Origin of the sequence: Micromonospora sp. NPDC002296 (assembly GCF_040296145.1) — a bacterium.
Lineage (GTDB): Bacteria > Actinomycetota > Actinomycetes > Mycobacteriales > Micromonosporaceae > Micromonospora.
This window is the reverse complement of record NZ_JBEOWQ010000025.1, coordinates 38,923-55,407: the sequence shown is the minus strand read 5'-3', so window position 1 is coordinate 55,407 and position 16,485 is coordinate 38,923. Positions and strand designations below refer to the sequence as shown.

Annotated in this window: 13 protein-coding genes; 6 read left to right on the top strand and 7 right to left on the bottom strand. The window is 72.5% G+C overall.

What is annotated here, in order from left to right; genetic code table 11:
- The first annotated feature begins 9 nt into the window (after positions 1-9).
- The 3 genes from ABT023_RS19670 (at position 10) to ABT023_RS19660 (ending at position 3,735) form a co-directional block, all read left to right on the top strand.
- Positions 10-558 (top strand): dihydrofolate reductase family protein, encoded by a 549-nt coding sequence (locus ABT023_RS19670; protein WP_350887597.1) that lies wholly within the window; start codon positions 10-12, stop codon positions 556-558.
- A gap of 235 nt (positions 559-793) precedes the next feature.
- Complete coding sequence (locus ABT023_RS19665) at positions 794-2,461, top strand: ABC-F family ATP-binding cassette domain-containing protein (protein ID WP_350887667.1); 1,668 nt, start codon at positions 794-796, stop codon at positions 2,459-2,461.
- Entirely contained in the window at positions 2,458-3,735 is a 1,278-nt protein-coding gene (locus ABT023_RS19660; protein ID WP_350887594.1) for an MFS transporter, read from the top strand. The genes ABT023_RS19665 and ABT023_RS19660 overlap by 4 nt, the downstream gene beginning before the upstream one ends.
- A gap of 135 nt (positions 3,736-3,870) precedes the next feature.
- On the opposite strand, the gene helR is transcribed toward ABT023_RS19660, so the two are convergent.
- A complete protein-coding gene (gene helR, locus ABT023_RS19655) occupies positions 3,871-6,060 on the bottom strand; it encodes an RNA polymerase recycling motor ATPase HelR (protein WP_350887591.1) in 2,190 nt (729 codons plus the stop codon).
- Between the two features lie 622 nt (positions 6,061-6,682).
- On the opposite strand from helR, the gene ABT023_RS19650 reads away from it, so the two are divergent.
- Positions 6,683-7,180 carry a YcxB family protein gene (locus ABT023_RS19650; protein WP_350887588.1) on the top strand — a complete coding sequence of 166 codons (498 nt, stop codon included), beginning with the start codon at positions 6,683-6,685 and terminating at the stop codon, positions 7,178-7,180.
- Positions 7,181-7,328: 148 nt separating this feature from the next.
- Here ABT023_RS19650 and ABT023_RS19645 read toward each other — a convergent pair whose 3' ends face one another.
- Positions 7,329-7,769, bottom strand: a complete 441-nt coding sequence (locus ABT023_RS19645; protein ID WP_350887585.1) for a hypothetical protein — start codon at positions 7,767-7,769, stop codon at positions 7,329-7,331.
- 260 nt (positions 7,770-8,029) lie between these two features.
- On the opposite strand from ABT023_RS19645, the gene ABT023_RS19640 reads away from it, so the two are divergent.
- On the top strand, positions 8,030-10,045 hold the full coding sequence (locus ABT023_RS19640; protein WP_350887582.1) for a PucR family transcriptional regulator: 2,016 nt from the start codon (positions 8,030-8,032) through the stop codon (positions 10,043-10,045).
- Between the two features lie 127 nt (positions 10,046-10,172).
- Here the strand turns inward: ABT023_RS19640 and ABT023_RS19635 are convergent, their stop codons facing one another.
- The gene (locus ABT023_RS19635) at positions 10,173-11,522 is read right to left on the bottom strand and encodes a MurL-like N-terminal domain-containing (protein ID WP_350887580.1); all 1,350 of its coding nucleotides are present in this window, start codon (positions 11,520-11,522) and stop codon (positions 10,173-10,175) included.
- A gap of 87 nt (positions 11,523-11,609) precedes the next feature.
- On the opposite strand from ABT023_RS19635, the gene murD reads away from it, so the two are divergent.
- Positions 11,610-12,959: a UDP-N-acetylmuramoyl-L-alanine--D-glutamate ligase gene (gene murD, locus ABT023_RS19630; RefSeq protein WP_350887577.1), complete on the top strand. Its 1,350-nt coding sequence runs from the start codon at positions 11,610-11,612 to the stop codon at positions 12,957-12,959.
- Here the strand turns inward: murD and ABT023_RS19625 are convergent.
- The 4 genes from ABT023_RS19625 to ABT023_RS19610 all read right to left on the bottom strand — a co-directional run bounded on the left by ABT023_RS19625 (position 12,956) and on the right by ABT023_RS19610 (position 16,329).
- Positions 12,956-13,924 (bottom strand): NAD(+)/NADH kinase, encoded by a 969-nt coding sequence (locus ABT023_RS19625; protein WP_350887575.1) that lies wholly within the window; start codon positions 13,922-13,924, stop codon positions 12,956-12,958. The genes murD and ABT023_RS19625 overlap by 4 nt on opposite strands.
- A gap of 155 nt (positions 13,925-14,079) precedes the next feature.
- On the bottom strand, positions 14,080-14,685 hold the full coding sequence (locus ABT023_RS19620) for a DUF6114 domain-containing protein (RefSeq protein WP_350887572.1): 606 nt from the start codon (positions 14,683-14,685) through the stop codon (positions 14,080-14,082).
- Between the two features lies 1 nt (position 14,686).
- Complete coding sequence (locus ABT023_RS19615) at positions 14,687-15,316, bottom strand: DUF6230 family protein (RefSeq protein ID WP_350887569.1); 630 nt, start codon at positions 15,314-15,316, stop codon at positions 14,687-14,689.
- A gap of 230 nt (positions 15,317-15,546) precedes the next feature.
- Positions 15,547-16,329 (bottom strand): TetR/AcrR family transcriptional regulator, encoded by a 783-nt coding sequence (locus ABT023_RS19610; RefSeq protein ID WP_350887567.1) that lies wholly within the window; start codon positions 16,327-16,329, stop codon positions 15,547-15,549.
- Positions 16,330-16,485 lie beyond the last annotated feature (156 nt).

Here is a 16,485-nt window from a genome sequence, read left to right as displayed (position 1 = left end):
GTCGCGGTAATGCGGCCCCTTCGGTACTCCATCAACGTCACCCTGGACGGGTGCTGCGATCATCGGGCAATCCCCGCGGACGAAGACCTGCATCGTCACCACATCGGGAACCTCAACCAGGCCGATGCGCTTCTTCTCGGCCGGGTGACCTACGAAATGATGGAGGCAGCGTGGCGGCCGTCGGCGCAGACGGGAGCGAGACCTGATTGGACGGAACCCTTCGCCCGAACGATCGACGCGGCAAAGAAGTACGTCGTGTCGAGCACCCTGGAGCGGGTCGATTGGAACGCGGAACTCGTGCGCGGGGATCTGGGTCAGGCCGTTCAGCAGCTCAAGCGGGAGCCGGGCAAGGGACTGTTCGTGGGAGGTGTGAAGCTCCCGCTGGCGTTGACGGAACTGGGATTGATCGATGAGTACGAGTTCGTGGTGCAGCCCAGGCTCGCGGGCCGCGGGCCGGCGTTGTTCGCGGGGCTGTCGAAGCATGTCGACTTGAAGCTCGTGAGCCGGCTGGAGTTCGGCTCGGGGGCGGTGGCGATGCGGTACGAGCCGAGAAGGTAGCCATCGGGCTGGCCAGCCCGAGCCGGTCGGGTATGGTCCTCGGCATGTACTCAGGTATCGGCATGATGAAGCCCTGGTCCCTCCGCTGACGGCGGCAGGGTTGACCGACTTCCTCTGATGTAGCTCTGCTCCGCCGTCCTGGCGTTCCCGCCGGGCGGTCTCCTTGTGCTGCCCGGCTCCGTGACGAGCCGAAGAGCGCAGAGTGAAAAATCCTGAACAAGCGTCATCGCAGAACCTGACTGCGGGGCCTGACCTCACCTGGAACGGCCGGCTGCCGGCCGGGGACCGGGCACATGTCCGGGCTGACGGCGTACGCGTCGTGCTGGGCGGACGGGTGGTGCTGTCCGATGTCAGCGTGACCGTCTCCGCCGGCACCCGCCTGGCCCTCGTCGGCGAGAACGGCCGCGGCAAGACGACGTTGCTCCACGTGCTGGCCGGCATGCTCCCGCCCGACCAGGGCACGGTGGAACGGATCGGCACGATCGGCGTTGCCCGGCAGGCCCTGGAATCGCGCGGCGGCGAGACGGTGGGCACCCTCCTCGCGGGTGTGACACAGGAGTCCCAGCGCGCCCTGCGGGCGCTCGACGACGCCGCGACCGCGATGACCGAGGGCAGGGCGGGCGCGGACACCGCGTACTCCACCGCGCTCGACGCGGCGACCCGGCTCGACGCCTGGGACGCCGAGCGCCGTGTCGACATGGCGTTGGCCGGACTCGATGCCTGTGCCGACCGGGGACGTGCGCTGTCGACGTTGTCGGTCGGTCAGCGCTACCGGGTCCGCCTGGCGTGCCTCCTGGGGGCGCGCCACGACCTGCTGATGCTGGACGAGCCGACCAATCATCTCGACGCCGACGGCCTGGCGTTCCTCACCGCACGGCTGCGTGAGCACTCGGGCGGGGTGGTGATCGTGACCCACGACCGTGCCCTGCTCAGGGACGTGGCCGCGGAGTTCCTGGACCTCGACCCGAGTGAGGACGGACGACCGCGCCTGTTCGCCGGCGGGTACGCGGGCTGGCAGGACGGGCGTCTGCGTGAACGCGGGCGCTGGGTCCGGGACCACGAGGCGCAACAGGCCGAACAACAGCGGCTGGCCGGCGCGGTGCACGAGGCACAGGGCCGGCTCAGCACCGGCTGGCGACCGGAGAAGGGACACGGCAAACACCAGCGCCAGTCCCGCGCCCCCGGTCTCGTCCAGGCGCTCCGGCGCCGGCAGGAGGCGCTCGACGCCCACCGGATCACCGTGCCGGAGCCGCCACTGCCACTGCGCTGGCCCGGCGTCGGCACCCGTCCCGGCCTGCCCATCCTGCGCTGCCACGACGTCACCGTGACCGGGCGACTCCACCGACCCGTCACGCGCACCCTCGATGGCGGGGACCGCCTGCTGGTGACCGGCCCGAACGGGGCGGGCAAGTCGACGCTGCTCGCGGTGCTGGCGGAAGACCTCGAACCGTCGACCGGGGAGGTCCGTCACCTCTCCCGGGCACGCGTGGCGTACCTCGGGCAGGAAGTTCCGGACTGGCCGGCGACCGTGCTCGCCCACGAGTTGTACGACCAGCACGTCGGCCGGCTCCGGTCCGCAGAACAGCTCGGCGACAGGGACGTCCTGCCCCTGACCGCGACGAACCTGCTCGACAGGGCGGCCCTTCGTACCCCCGTCGGGCGAATGTCCCAGGGCCAGCAACGCAGGTTGAACCTCGCGCTGCGGCTGGCCGAGCTGCCTGACCTGCTGATCCTCGACGAACCCACCAACCACCTGTCGGCCGCCCTGGTCGACGAGCTGACCGCCGCCCTGCTCACGACGCCGGCGGCGGTCGTCGTCGCCACCCACGACCGTCAGCTCCTCAACGACCTCGCGGCATGGCCCACCCTGCCGCTCGCCGCCGACGGCAAGGACCTGCCATGACCACCACGCGCCCCCGCCTCTCCGTCCTCGCCCCGCTGCGACACCGCGACTACCGGCTCCTGTTCGCGGCCATGGTGCTCGAACTGTTCGCCAGTGGGGCCTGGAGCCTCTACCTCGTCCTGGAAGCACTGGCTCTCGACGCCACCGCGGTCGCACTGTCCTCGGTGGTGACCTGGACCGGCATCGGGCTCCTCGCCATGTCGCTCGTCGGCGGCGTCGTCGCGGACCGCATGCCCAAGAAGCTGATCCTGGTCGGCGTGCTGGCCCTCAACCTGGCGACCGCCCTCCTGATCGCGGTCCTCTCGCTCACCGGGCACGTCCACCTGTGGCAGCTCAGCGTCTCCGCCTTCGTCATGGGCGCGACGGCCGCCTTCCTCTTCCCCGCCTACACCGCCCTGGTGCCCCACGTCGTGCCTGCCGGGGACCTCATGGCCGTCAACGGACTGGAGGGCGCCACCCGGCCTACCGTCCAGCAGGCACTGGCCCCCGCCGCCGTCGGAGCCGTCATCGGCGCCGTCGTACCCGGCGCCGGTGCCGCCCTCATCGCCGTCGCGTGCGGCCTCGCCCTGCTGTGCTCGCTCGCCCTCCCCACCGACGCCGTCACCCGCGGGGCGGAACGCGCACATCCTCTCCACGACTTCGTCAGCGGGTTCCGCTGCGCCGTCCGCACCCCGTGGATCCTCGCCAGCGTCGCCTTCGCGTCCGTCATGGGACTCGTCGTCAGCGGCCCTGTCCAGGTGATCCTCCCGACCACCATCCGCAATCAGCACGCCGATGGCGCTTCCGCCTACGGACTCCTCGTCGCCGCGCTGGGCGTCGGTGGCCTCGTGGGCTCACTCGTCGCCGGCTCGATCACCATGCCACGCCGCTACCTCACCACGATGATCGGAAGTTGGGCACTCGGCTGCCTTCCGCTCGTCGCACTGGCCGTCACGAGCTCGCTCTGGGCCATCGGTGCCGCCCTGTTCGTCAACGGCGCACTCACCGGCGTCGGTATGGTCATCTGGGGGACGCTGCTCCAGCAACGCGTACCCCTCGACATGATCGGCCGGATCGCGAGCCTGGACTTCCTCATCTCCATCGCCTTCATGCCCCTGTCGATCGCCCTTGTCGGTGTCCTGTCCGAGCATCTGTCGGCCGGCGTGCTGTTCTCCGTCGCTGGGCTTGCGCCTCTCGCGCTGGCAGCCGTCGCCATCGTCGCCGCCGGTCTGCACCGGGACGAGATCGCCCATCCGCTCAGCGACTCGACGCCGGAACACCAACCCGCACACTGAGGGCCACGGGGTTGCGGGGCGGATTGCCCCGCAACCCCACGCTCGCCGGGCAGGCACGTGCACATCGCCGTGCCCCGGACGCGGCCGGCGTCGCCGACCGGCCGTACGTGTCCGCCCGGTACAGGCATCCCGGCGTCAGCAGCTCGTGAGGACGACGAGCTGCTGGGTCGCTCGGGTCATCGCGACGTAGCGGTCGACCGCTCCTTCGATGCCGTCGCCGAACGCGTCGGGGTCGACGAGGACGACCAGGTCGAACTCGAGCCCCTTCGACAGCTCCGGGGTCAGCGACCGGACCCGGGACGTCGCCCGGAACGTGGGGTCGCCGATGACGCAGGCGGTCCCCTCGGCGTGCGCGGCGAGCCAGGCGTCGAGGACCGAACCCAGATCCGAGGCAGACCCGTGTACGACGGGGACGCCGCCGCTGCGGATGGAGGTCGGCACGTTGGCGTCCGGGAGCACGGCCCGGATGATCGGCTCGGCCTCCGCCATGATCTCTTCCGGCGTCCGGTAGTTGATGCTCAGGGAGGCCAGCTCGATCCGGTCGAGCCCGATCCGTTCGAGCCGTTCCCGCCACGACTCCGTGAACCCGTGCCGGGCCTGGGCGCGGTCCCCGACGATGGTGAAGCTCCGGGACGGGCAGCGGAGCAACAACATCTGCCACTCGGCGTCGGTCAGTTCCTGAGCCTCGTCCACGACGATGTGCGCGAACGGGCCGGCGAGCAGGTCCGGGGCGGTCCCGGGCAGTGCGGCCTCGTCGACCAGGGCGTCCTGGAGATCCAGTTGGCGCAGGCTCGACAGCACACCTTCACCGTCGTCGTAGGCGTGGGCCTCGATCAGTTCGTCGACGACCGTGGCCATCCGCGCGCGTTCGGTGGCGACAGTCGCGTCATGCCGACGCCTACGCCCTGACGCCTCCGGATCGCCGAGCCGCTGCCGTGCCGCGTCCAGGAGCGGCAGGTCGGACACCGTCCAGGCCTGGGCGTCGCCGCGCTGCAGCTTGCGGACCTCGTCGGGGCTGAGCCAGGGAGCGCACCTGCGCAGGTAGGCGGGCACCGACCACAGGTCTCCGACAAGGTCGGCCGGGTCGAGCAGCGGCCAGGCGCGGCTGAAGGTGGTGCGCAGTTCCCGGTTCCGCAGCAGCGACCTGCGGACCAGGTCATCCGGCTCGTCGCCGTGGTACTTGTCCATGAGGATCGTGAGCAGTTCCTCCCAGACCTCGTCACGCGCCTCGTTGTGCGGGGCACCGGGCCCCGGTGCCTTGAACGCCTCGGCCCAGTCGTCGGCGCTCAGCCAGATGTCGGACTCGTCGGTCGTGACCGTCATCGGGTCGGCCGGCGGCTCCTCGTAGAACCGGACGGCCGCCTCGATCGCCTCCACCAGGTTCGCGGACGACTTCAGGAGCGCCACGGTCGGGTCGGTCTCGACGGTTGCCGCGGCGCCCTCGACGACGAGGTCCCGCAGGGTGCAGGTCTGCACCTCCTCCTCACCGAGGCTGGGCAGGACGTCGGCGACGTAGGCCAGGTAGGGCTGGTGCGGGCCGACGAACAGCACGCCACCCTGGCGTTGACCGAGGCGAGGGTCGGAGTAGAGGAGATAGGCGGTGCGGTGCAGGGCCACGACGGTCTTCCCCGTACCCGGGCCACCGTCCACGACGAGAGCGCCGCGCGATCCCGCGCGGATGATGGCATCCTGGTCGGCCTGGATCGTGCCGAGCACGTCCCGCATCCGGGCCGACCGGCTGCCGCCCAGGCTGGCGATGAAGGCGGACTGGTCGTCGAGCGCGGCGTGCCCCTCAAGCCCGTCCGAGGTGAACACCTCATCCCAGTAGTCGCTGATCCGGCCGAGGGTCCAGCGATACCTGCGACGGCTCGCCAGACCCATCGGATTGGCGTGGGTCGCTCCGAAGAACGGCTCAGCCGCGGGAGAGCGCCAGTCGAGCAACAAGCGACGACCCTCGCTGTCGGTGAGGCCACGCCGCCCGACGTACACGGGATCGGGGTTGTCCGCGCTGACCATGCGACCGAGGCACAGGTCCACACCGAAGCGACCCAGCGTGCGGAGGCGAGCCGTCAGCCGGCGGACCTCCGCGTCCCGATCCACCGCCTGCCGACCTTTGCCACCGGGCGCCTTGCGCGCGACGTCGAGGCGACCGGACAGGTCGGCGGACAACTGATCGAGGCTCTCCGCGATGGCCGCGAAGTGGTGCTCGTCGCGCGCTATCAGCGTCGGGTCGGCCTTGGGGGAGAGGCGGTCAGGAAGGTCGAACAGGCTGCTGGCCGACGGGTTCACGGCATCCGCTCCGATCCGGGGTCGCTTGCGACCCACTGCGCGCAGGTTTTCTTGTTCCGGGTCCTGGCCCGACGATTCCGCGTGGCTCTCGCGGGCACCGGCGGCCTCTCTCGGCCGACCGCCACGCGCGGCACGCCGACCCCGGCCAGCCGCTCCGTGAACGTGTCGTGCGGTGGCGCGCACACCAGCGCCTCCGCGCCGCCTGCCCGCCACCGCACGGCGAGTCCCGCCAGCGGCCCGACGCACCCGCGCGAGCCGTACGTCGACAACAACACGCGCATTTAGCGGCTCCCATTTCCCCAGTTCCTGGCCTCGGCCAGCGATTCTGCGGCACGCCCCGGGTCTTGCCGCAAGCCCCCCGGTGCGCTATACGTTAGGAGTGGAAGGAGTGAGTGCTCCCCTTCCCGGCATCGTCGGCGACCACGGCCAGGCTTCAGCCACGTCATACGAGCAGCTATGCATGGTCGTCGACAGCCTCCTGCCCGATGCCTCTTGGCTCCCGCTGGATGGTGATCACGCCTCACCCTGACCCATCGGCCGCTCGACACACCAGCCGATCTCCGGATCTGCCGCTGGAAACGGGCGGCCCCGGCGATCCGGCCAGCGGGGAGGGAATCAGGCGCTGCCCGGGGGCGGGTGGGGGCACTATCGTTCTGGCGTGCACATCCGTTTTGACGTCCCCGCCGATCCCGCCTACCCGGGCCGCGTGGCCGCTGCGCTCAGCAGTGTTCGATTGCGTAGGTACCGCGATATCGGCGCGGTGCTGGCGGCGGTCGGGGCGATCGGCTTCGCTGTCTCGCGGGGGTTCGCGTGGGGCGAGCAGCTCTCGCCGCTGTGGTTGTCAATGGTGGTGGCTGGCCTGCTGTCGATGCTGTACTCGCCGTGGGTGCGGTGGCGCGCTCGGCGCCGCTCCAGTCGCTACGCCGTCGAGGGCGCCTACGACATCACCGACGACAACATCATGATGCGCAGCGGCTCGGAGTCCGGTGGCATCGCCTGGGACGGGGTCGCCGAGGTGAGGGACACCCCTGAGTTCTGGATCGTGTACGTCGGCCGGATGCCGGCGACCGTGATCCCCCGCCGCTTGATGTCCGCCGAGGACGCCGAGACCCTGCACGCCCATATGGCCGAACGTGGGCTGCTCCGGCGTCGGTGAACTCGTCTGCCGCTGGGGACGCGCGAGCCGCTCGCTGCCGTCGACGCACTGTGAGCGGTGGGGGTGTCGTGGGTGGCGCAGCAGCGCTGGTGGTGGCTCGGGTCCGGGCTGCCCTGGTCGGCAGCGGCCCGCCGACCAGGGCCACCGGTCAGCGGCGGCCGGTGGACAGGGCGACGAGGTACTGTCCGCCGCCCGCGTCGACGCTTGCGGTCACCGGCAGTCCGGGCACCAGCCGGGAGAACCGGTCGACCAGCCAGTCCGCCGCCTCCTGGGCGTCCTTCCTGCTCGGACAGCGGGCGACCAGCTCGCGGCCACCCTTGCGTTCGAGCCGCTCGGCGACGGTGATCAGCGGCGCGGGCTCCACCACGTGCAGACGGTCCGGCCAGGCGATGACCACCTTGACAGCGCCCTTGCGGGTGTTGCAGGCACGGTGCGCGAGTCGCTCGGCGACCTTGGCCTTCTTGTCGGCGGTGCGGCTGTCGACGCTGGGACCACGCGGGTCGTTCACCGACATGTCGGCGTCGACCGGCTCGTCACACACCCAGCATCGCCAACTGTCACGCCTCGCGACGTCATCGAGGAGACTCATCCGAGCAAACTAGCCTGTCAGCCCCCGGCGAACGACAGCCCCGGCCGCGGCGAGCGTCGCCAGTCCGTGAAGGGTGCAAGGACTTCGCTCTCCTGCGCGCCGTCCGCCTCGACTCGCGGTGCGATATCGCACCGCCGGTGGCAGCTGTGACTCCGGCAGTTCAGCAGTTCACGAGGCCACCGGGCGGACTGAGTGGCGCGGGCCCGGGACTGAGCGGCGGCCCGTGCGGAATCGACGTCACGGACGGTAGCGTGTCGCCCGTGTTCCCTACCGTCCGTGAGGTCCTCGCGTTGGACCCGGTCCGCCATGGCGCGCCCCGCCTGATCGCCGGGGAGGCCGGCCTGGACCGGCCGGTGCGCTGGGTGCACGTGGCCGAGGTGCCGGACATCGCCACCCTGCTACGCGGCGGCGAACTGGTGCTCACCACCGGCATCGGGCTGCCCGCCGACGACGCCGGCCTGCGCGTGTTCATCGGCGCACTGGCCGACGTCGGCGTCTCCGGTCTGGTGGTCGAGCTGGGCCGCCGGTACGTCACCGGCGTACCCCGGGTGATGGCCGCCGCCGCCGAGCGGCGCGGCCTGCCGCTGGTGGAGCTGCGCCGGGCCACCCCCTTCGTCCGGGTGACCGAGGCCGTGCACGCGCTGATCGTCGACGCCCAGCTCACCGAGCTGCGGGCGACCGAGGAGATCCACCAGCGGTTCACCGAGCTGTCGGTCGAGGGCGCCGGCCCGGCGGAGGTGGTCCGGCAGGCCGCCGAGCTGTCCGGCTGCCCGGTGGTGCTGGAGAACCTGTCCAGGCAGGTGCTCGCGTACGACCCGGCGGGGGAGAGCGCCGAACTGCTGCTGGACGGCTGGGAGCAGCACTCGCGGCGGATCAGCCCGGCCGGTCGCACCGCGTACGACTCGGACAGCGGCTGGCTGGTGACCACCGTCGGGGCCCGGGGGCAGGACTGGGGCCGGCTGCTGCTGCGCTGGCCGGGCGGCGGTGAGCTGACCACCCCCGCGCCGGTCCCTGACGGGGTGCCGGACCCGGAGACGGGTCGGGTCGGGCCGATGCCGGGCGGACCGCCGACCCGGCTGACCATCCTCGTCGAGCGGGCCGCCTCCGCCCTCGCGCTGGGCCGGCTGATCCGCCGCGACGCGGAGGGGTTGGAGCGGCAGATCCACCGCACCCTGCTCACCGCCCTGCTGGACCACTCCCGCCCCGTCGACGAGGTGGCCCTGCGGGCCCGGGCCCTCGGGGTGGTGCTCGAACGCCGGCACCTGGTCGGCGTGGTGGTGCGGTACCGGGCCGACGAGCCGGCCGCCGAGGTCGGCAGCCCGGGCGAGTCCGGCCAGGTCGACCCGGAGGCCGGCCCGGCCCGGCTGCGGGACCTTTCCGAGGCGGTCGGGCAGGCCCTGGGCGAGGCGAAGCTGACCGGGCTGAGCAGCGCCATCGACGACCAGGCCGTCGGCGTGCTGCTCGCCCTGCCCGACGCGGCGGCAGAGGAGCGGGCGCTGGCCGCCTTCGCCGCCGCGCTGCGCCGCAACCGGATGGACGCCGCCCCGGCCCGCCCGCCCGACGCCGCCCCCGCCCGCCCCGGCACATCCGTCCCGGGTGCTACCCCCGCCCGCCCCGGCGCGTCCGTCCCGGGTGCCGGGTCCGCCCGAACCGGCACGACCGTCCCGGGTGCTACCCCCGCCCGAACCGGCACGACCGCTGCGGGTGCGGGGTCCACCCGGCCGGGCGGCACCGGCCCTGCGGCCCCGGCCGTGCTCGGCGCGCCCCCGCACCCCCGGAGCGCCGGGTCCGGCGCGCCGCCGCCGCTGCTGCGGACCGCCGGGCCGGCTGCGGTGATCGTCGCCGCCGGGTCCGGGGTGGGCAGCCTGCGGGAGGCACGCCGCTCGCTGGTCGAGGCGCGGCAGGTCGCCGACGCGGCCCGCCGGGACCGCCGGGAACTGCCGATCTTCCGGCTGCCGCACGTCGGACTGGCCGGCCTGCTGCACCTGCTGCGGGACGAGCCGCGTCTCCAGACCTTCGTCGAGCGCGAGCTGGGTGCACTGCTGGCGTACGACGCCCGGCACCCCCGGGAGCAGTTGCTCGGCACCCTGCGGGCGTACCTGGAGCAGGGCCGGAACAAGTCGGCCGGTGCCGCCGCAGCACACCTGTCCCGGCCCGCCTTCTACGAGCGGCTGGCCCGCATCGCCCGGATCCTCGACGTCGACCTCGACTCCGTGGAGGCGTGCATCTCCCTGCACGTCGCCCTGCTCGCCCTGGACGCCGTCCGCACCCCCTGACCCCCCACCCCGCCCCCGCCCTCCACTCCGTTGATCATGAAGTTATTGCCACGACACGCGGGGCCGGACGGCAATAACTTCATGATCAACGGGGCCGGGCCGGGCCGGGCCGGGCCGGGGCGGGGGGTCAGGTTTGGGTGGGTAGGGCCTTGGCGTAGGGGGTGGGGATGTGGTTGGGGCCGCCCGGGGTGAAGACGTCCGACGATGCCGCCGCCGACCAGGCGGTCTCCGGGACCGCGTCGACCAGGGCGCGGACGACCGGGGCCTCGCGCCACTGGTCCTGCTCGGCCAGCAGGCTGAGCGCCACCACCGACTCCTCGACCTCGCCGACGCACTCGAACGGCTTGTGCCCGTCCACGCCCAGCAGCTCGCGGTACCCGGGGATCTGGGCCTCGTCGGCCAGCAGGTCGCCGCCGAAGATGTGGATGATCCGCTCGCGCGGCATGAAGGGTGCCATGGCCAGGAAGACGAACCGGCACTTCGGGCAGTCGCGGCACCACCGCTCGCTCGCGTCGCGCAGCTTGAACGCGGCGTTGCAGCTCGTCACCACGTCGTCGTACCGGTCGATCGCGGCGAACAGCCGGGCGATGTGCAACTCGGACAGGGAGCGCAGCAGCGAGAAGTACGGCTCGGTGAGCCCCGCGTGCTCGGCCAGCGCCGCCCGCAGCAGCCCCTCCGCCTCGACGCCCTTGGACCACTGGTGGTTGATCTCGTGCCCGTTCCAGACCAGGTTCGGGTCGGACGCGGACCGTTCGTTGGACATCACCACCGGGCCGAGCCCGTTGAGCACCGCCGTGGCGACCGCGATCAGCGAGTTGATCGCGGTGACCGGGATGTGGCCGTTGCGCGCGCCGGCCGCGTTGAGGTCGAACAGCACCGGGTCGAGCCGCCGCCGGGCGGCAAGGGGGGCCAGCCCGGACGCCTCGTTGACGGAGAAGATCACGTGGTTCGGGTTCACCGAGAACGGCACCGGGTCGAGGCCGGCCTGGCGCAGCGCCTCCAGGCTGACGATGGAGTCCTTGCCGCCGCCGACGGCCGACAGCGGGCGCAGGTCGGAGTTGTCGTACTCGCGGGCGGGCGACACCGAGCCCGGGGGGACCTCCGGGACCAGCTCCAGCACGTGCGGGAGCTGGTTGCGGTACGCGTACTCGGCGAGGCCCCTGGTGTAGACGGCGGTGACCAGCTCGGCGGCGGCCGGGCCGAGCGGCGCCGGCAGCACCAGCCGGGGCGGTGCGGCGGCCTTGTAGTAGCTGACCCCGGCGACGACGTGCAGCAGCTCCAGGACGCGGCCCAGGGTGGCCACCGTCTCGTCCGAGGGCGGCCCGGCCGGCAGTGGCAGGGTGATCATCTCGGTGAACCGCTGCTCGCCGTCGGGGCCGGTCAGGGCGTAGTCGAACAACGCCTCTCCGGTGGCGAGGTCGATCGAGTAGGACGGGAAGGTGAAGGCGTCCATCCGCCGGAGCTGCTCGTTGGGCACACGCCATACTAGGCCCTGGTTCGTCCGGCCGTGCCCGGCTGTGCCGGACCGGGCCGTCGACCGTCCCCCAGCCCGAGGAGAACACCTGTGCGCCTGTCTGACCTGCGCGGACGCGCCGTCGCCGTCTGGGGCGCCGGCCGGGAGGGCCAGGCGGCGGTGACCGCGATCGCCGCGCACGGCCCGGCCGGCCTGGTCGCCGTGGACGACAGCACCAACTTCCTCGCCCTGCCGTGGGACGGCCCGCTGGCCGAGGCGGCCCCGCTGGTCACCGGCGACGAGGGCCTCGCCCGACTGGCCGCCGCCGACGTGGTGGTCCGCTCCCCCGGGGTGCCGAACACCCACCCGTGGATGGTCGAGCTGCGCCGCCGGGGCGTCACCGTCACGCAGGGCAGCGCGCTGTGGATGGCCGACCACGCCCGGCGTACGGTCGGGGTGACCGGCAGCAAGGGCAAGTCCACCACGTCCAGCCTGATCAGCCACCTGCTCACCGCGGTCGACCGGCCGAACGTCTTCGGCGGCAACATCGGGGTGCCGCTGCTGGACCTGCCCGAGGCCGACCTGTACGTGCTGGAGCTGTCCAGCTACCAGTGCACCGACCTGACCGACTCGCCCCGGATCGCGGTGGTCACCTCACTCTTTCCCGAGCACCTGGACGCGCACGGCGGCGAACGGGAGTACTACCGGGACAAGCTCAACCTGCTGGCGTACGGGCCGGAGACCGCGGTGGTCAACGGCGCCGACCCGCGGCTCGCCGCCGAGCTGGGAGACCGGTCGGTCGTGCGCGCCGGCTCGCCGGACACCACCCACGTGGCCACCGGCCCGGACGGCGCGCCCTGGTTCCACCTCGCCGATCGCCCACTGTTCCCCCGCGCCGTGCTGCCCCTGGTGGGCCGGCACAACGAGGGCAACCTGTGCGTCGCACTCGCCGTGCTCGACGCCATCGGCGTGGACGTGGTGGCCCGGAAGGACACCCTCGCCGTCGCGGTCGCCGGGTTCCAGGGGCTGGCCCACCGGCTCACCGAGATCGCCGACCCGTCCGGGTTGACCTTCGTCGACGACACCCTGGCCACCAGCCCGTACGCGGCGATGCACGCGATCGACGCGTACGAGGGGCGGCCGTTGACGGTGATCGTCGGGGGCACCGACCGGGGGCTGGACTACACACCGCTGCGCGAGCACCTGGCCGAGCGGGAGCTGACCGTGCTCGGCATCCCGGACAGCGGGGAGCGGATCGTGGGTGCCCTCGCCGGGTTGCCGAAGGTGCGTACCGAGGTGGTCGAGGACCTGGTCGCCGCCGTGCTGCGGGCCCGGGAGCTGACCCCGGCCGACGGGGTGGTGCTGCTCTCCCCGGCCGCGCCCAGCTACGGGCGGTTCCGCAACTTCGAGCACCGCTCCGAGGTCTTCGCCGAGGCGGTCCGGGACACCGCCGCCGGTTAGTCCGCCTCGTCCCGCGACCGCCGCATCTGCCTGGCGCGTTCCCGCAGGTGCTCGGGCACGAGTTCGAGCAGTTGGTCGGGGCGCAGCGGCAGGTCGAGGAGGCTGAGCTTGACGCGGTTGCGTCGCCCGAGGGCGGCGGCGTCGAACCGGACCACGTTGACGACGTTCGGTCGTAGCCGCAGGGTCACGTGGCCCCCGGGCCCGACCCGGCTGACGGCCGCGCCGTCGAGGGACATCCGCAGGGCCTCCCGCTCGGAGGGATTGCGGAGCGTGACGGTTTCCTCGCCGCCGAGGACGATGGTGCGGCTGACGCCCGACATGGGCGCCACCGGCGTCAGCCCGATCGCGGGGATCGCCGGGGAGATGACCGGCCCTCCCGCGGCGTAGTTGTAGGCGGTGGAACCGGTGGGTGTGCACGCGATCACCGCGTCACAACGGTAGTAGCCGTGGCGGACGTCGTTGACCTCCAGGTCCAGGGTCACCGTCGTCCCCGGACGTTCGCAGGTGAGCACGATGTCGTTGAACGCGGTCGCCGGTCCGAGCGAGCCGGTGTACCCGTCGACTTCCAGGCAGCTGTGCGGTTCGAGGCTGAACCGGCCGTGGACCATCTCGTCGAGCGCCGCGGGCAGCTGCGCCGGGGAGACCTCGACGAGGAACCCGAGGTTGCCGTGGTTGACGCCGAGCACGGGAGTCTGCCGTCCCGCCATCAGGCGCATGGCTCCGAGCATGGTGCCGTCCCCGCCGAGGCTGATCACTGCGTCGACGCGCTCGACGAACTCCTGGTCGTCCATGGTCAGCACGCCGTCGCCCAGCCGGGCGGCGTCGCCCGGGCGTGCCACGACGGGTGAGCCGTGACGCGCGGCGGCCCGCGTCACCGTCGCGACCGACTCGCTGACGTCGTTGCGCGGATGAACCACCAGGCCCAGGACGAACGGCTCCCGTCCTGGTTCGGACACGTCGGTCATGCCTCTCCCGTCCCGGGTGGGCCGGCCTGTCCGCAGGGCCACCCGATCAGGGCACAGGTTACGCACCGGACGGCCCGGGGGTCCGCATCAACGGGAAAGCCGTCCCCGGCCGGACCCCGCCGGACCCGGCGCCGTCCGGTGCACCGGACGGCGTGCTACGTCTGGTCGACCCCCCGCCAGTGTCGTCCCTCGGTCACGGGTGTGGGTTCCGGCACGGCGGGAGGCTCCGGGTCGGCGAAAGGCTCCGGGCCGGCGGGGGGCTCCGGGTCGCCCACCGGGGCCACCGCGGTCGGGGCGGCGGGGTGGGTCGCCGGGGCGGTGCCGGGGCGGGGCTTCCTGGCCGGGGTCCAGGCGAACGCCAGGCAGCCGCCGACGAGCGCGAGCAGCAGCCCGACGAAGAACCCGCCCAGGTTGGAGGTCAGCCAGGAGACCAGGGCGAGCACCAGGGAGACCAGCGCGTAGAAGATCCGCTGGGGTGGGTGGGCAATCAGCAGGACGCCGCAGAGCAGCAGGATGACCGGCACGAGGTAGCCGGCCAGCCCCTGCGGCCCGATGTGCAGGATCACCGGCAGCGGGGCGCGCAAGGTCACCAGGATCTCGGCGCCGCCGAGGGCGACCAGCAGCCCGCCCCAGAAGGGGCGGCTGTGCCGCCAGGCCCGCCACCGGCTGCCCCGCACCGCGCCACCGCGCGCCGCTCCGGCCACCCGCGTCCCGCCGCCGCGCCCCGTCCCGGCCACCCGCGCCCCGCCACCGTCGGTCATCTCAGCACCCTTCGGAGGTGAACCGCATCCGCAGGTTCGGCAGGGTGAAGACCGCCGCCGTGGTCGCGTAGTTGTTCTGCCGCAGGTCGGTGATGGTCACCGTGTCGGCCTGCTGGCCGAAGACCCCCGGGTTGCCCCGCACCCCGGGCACCTTGTCCAGCGTGCTGGCGTCCTGCCCGATGTCGATGGACTTGAACGAGGCGTTGCCGGAGAGCTCGTCCGAGTCCACGACCAGGGTGCGGGCGCTGACCGGCTTGCCGCCGTTGCCGGCGGTGAGCTTCATGTACATGCCGCCGAGGTTGATGCTCTGGCACAGGTTGGTCAGCTCGGCCTTGTCGATCGCTGAGACGATCACGACGACCTGGCCGCCCGTGTCCCCCTGGTTGGGGCTGTCCTCGATCATCTGGTCGAGGGTGGCGAACTGCTCGAACCCGGTCCCGCTGAGCTTGTCGGCGGTGACCACGAAGGGCATTCCGGAGATCGCGAACTGCGCGCCGAGCACTCCCTGTGCGGTCAGCACCACCATTCCTGCGGCACCGGCGCCGACGACGGCCAGGCTGGCCGCGAACCGCCGCCAGCGCACGCCGCCCTGGGGCGGGACCGGCTCGATGGGTACGGTGTCGTCCGACATGACGGCTCCTCTTCGAGATCGATTCGTCTGCGACAATGCGATGAGCGCGCCGCGGATCATGGAGGATGATCTGAATTGGTTGCGCGTTGTGCTGTTCGGGTCGCTGCCCCGCGAAGTTACCGCCGAGTAAAGGGCGGGTCAAGATTGGCGTCCGGTGGAATCGACGGATCTGCGAAATGCGGCCAATAGTGAGAAACCGCAGCGGTTTCTGATCGTGGCCGGCGGGTCGGTCAGGTGCCCGGCCTGCGCGAGTGGGCCGGGTCTGCCGCGCAGGGGGCCGTGACGCCGGGGGTGGTGTCCGCGCCGGAGGCCTGGGCGGCCCGCCCGCCGGCGGCCGGGCCGAGGAAGGGTGCCGTCATGGCGTACGTCAGCGCCGGCAGGAGCCGGGGCAACTCCGTCGCGCGGCCCTGGGCGACCCGCTGCCGGACGGTGGTGTGGATGCCGCCGACCACGGCGGTGACCAGCAGCTCGTCGTCCTGTTCGGTCAGCGGGGACCGGGGGCGGGGCGGGCGGAAGAACCGGTGGAACTCCGTCAGCAGCAGGTCCCGCTCGCCCCGGGCGGCCGGGCCGGCGGCGTCGATCTCCACCAGCGCCATCCGGGCGAACGCGGGCACGCTGGCCAGCACCTCCAACAGGGTCCGCAGGGTGGCCCGGGCGGTGTCCGTCCAGTCCGGCCCGGCTGCGGCGTAGGCGTCGTCCATCAGGCGCAGCAGGACGGCGGTGCCGTGCCGGTAGGTGGCGAGGAAGGCGTCCTCCTTGCCGGCGAAGAGGGTGTAGAAGGCGGGGCGGGTCACCCCGGCCGCGCGGCAGATGTCGGTGACCCGGGCGTTGTCGTAGCCCTTCGCCGCCACCTCGTGGACGAGCCCGTCGAACAGCCGGTCGCGCTGGGTCGCCGCCACCACCTCGGCGGACAGGCGGCGCGGGCCGCGTTTGATCGCCCGTTCGGGATCGCGGCCGGGGCGGGCGCCGGGCAGGGGGGTCGCCCCGGCCGCCGGGTGCGGTGCCAGCGACATTGACATCGACCTCCCTGAATCGACGATTGACTTTGCGACCCTCCGGGGTTTATAACTTCACCACGTTGAGTTCCGGTCGTGTCACTCATGGCCATCTTCGCCGGACGGCCGCACCGAGCAGCGCCGAAGGAGGGCTCGATGTTCGCCATTATCGCT

Excerpts from the sequence above, each read along its gene's own strand:
- ABT023_RS19670 (WP_350887597.1), top strand. The coding sequence starts at position 10 with ATGCGGCCCCTTCGGTACTCCATCAACGTCACCCTGGACGGGTGCTGC.
- ABT023_RS19660 (WP_350887594.1), top strand. The coding sequence starts at position 2,458 with ATGACCACCACGCGCCCCCGCCTCTCCGTCCTCGCCCCGCTGCGACAC.
- ABT023_RS19645 (WP_350887585.1), bottom strand. The coding sequence starts at position 7,769 with ATGAGTCTCCTCGATGACGTCGCGAGGCGTGACAGTTGGCGATGCTGG.
- ABT023_RS19625 (WP_350887575.1), bottom strand. The coding sequence starts at position 13,924 with ATGACCGACGTGTCCGAACCAGGACGGGAGCCGTTCGTCCTGGGCCTG.
- ABT023_RS19620 (WP_350887572.1), bottom strand. The coding sequence starts at position 14,685 with ATGACCGACGGTGGCGGGGCGCGGGTGGCCGGGACGGGGCGCGGCGGC.
- ABT023_RS19615 (WP_350887569.1), bottom strand. The coding sequence starts at position 15,316 with ATGTCGGACGACACCGTACCCATCGAGCCGGTCCCGCCCCAGGGCGGC.
- ABT023_RS19610 (WP_350887567.1), bottom strand. The coding sequence starts at position 16,329 with ATGTCGCTGGCACCGCACCCGGCGGCCGGGGCGACCCCCCTGCCCGGC.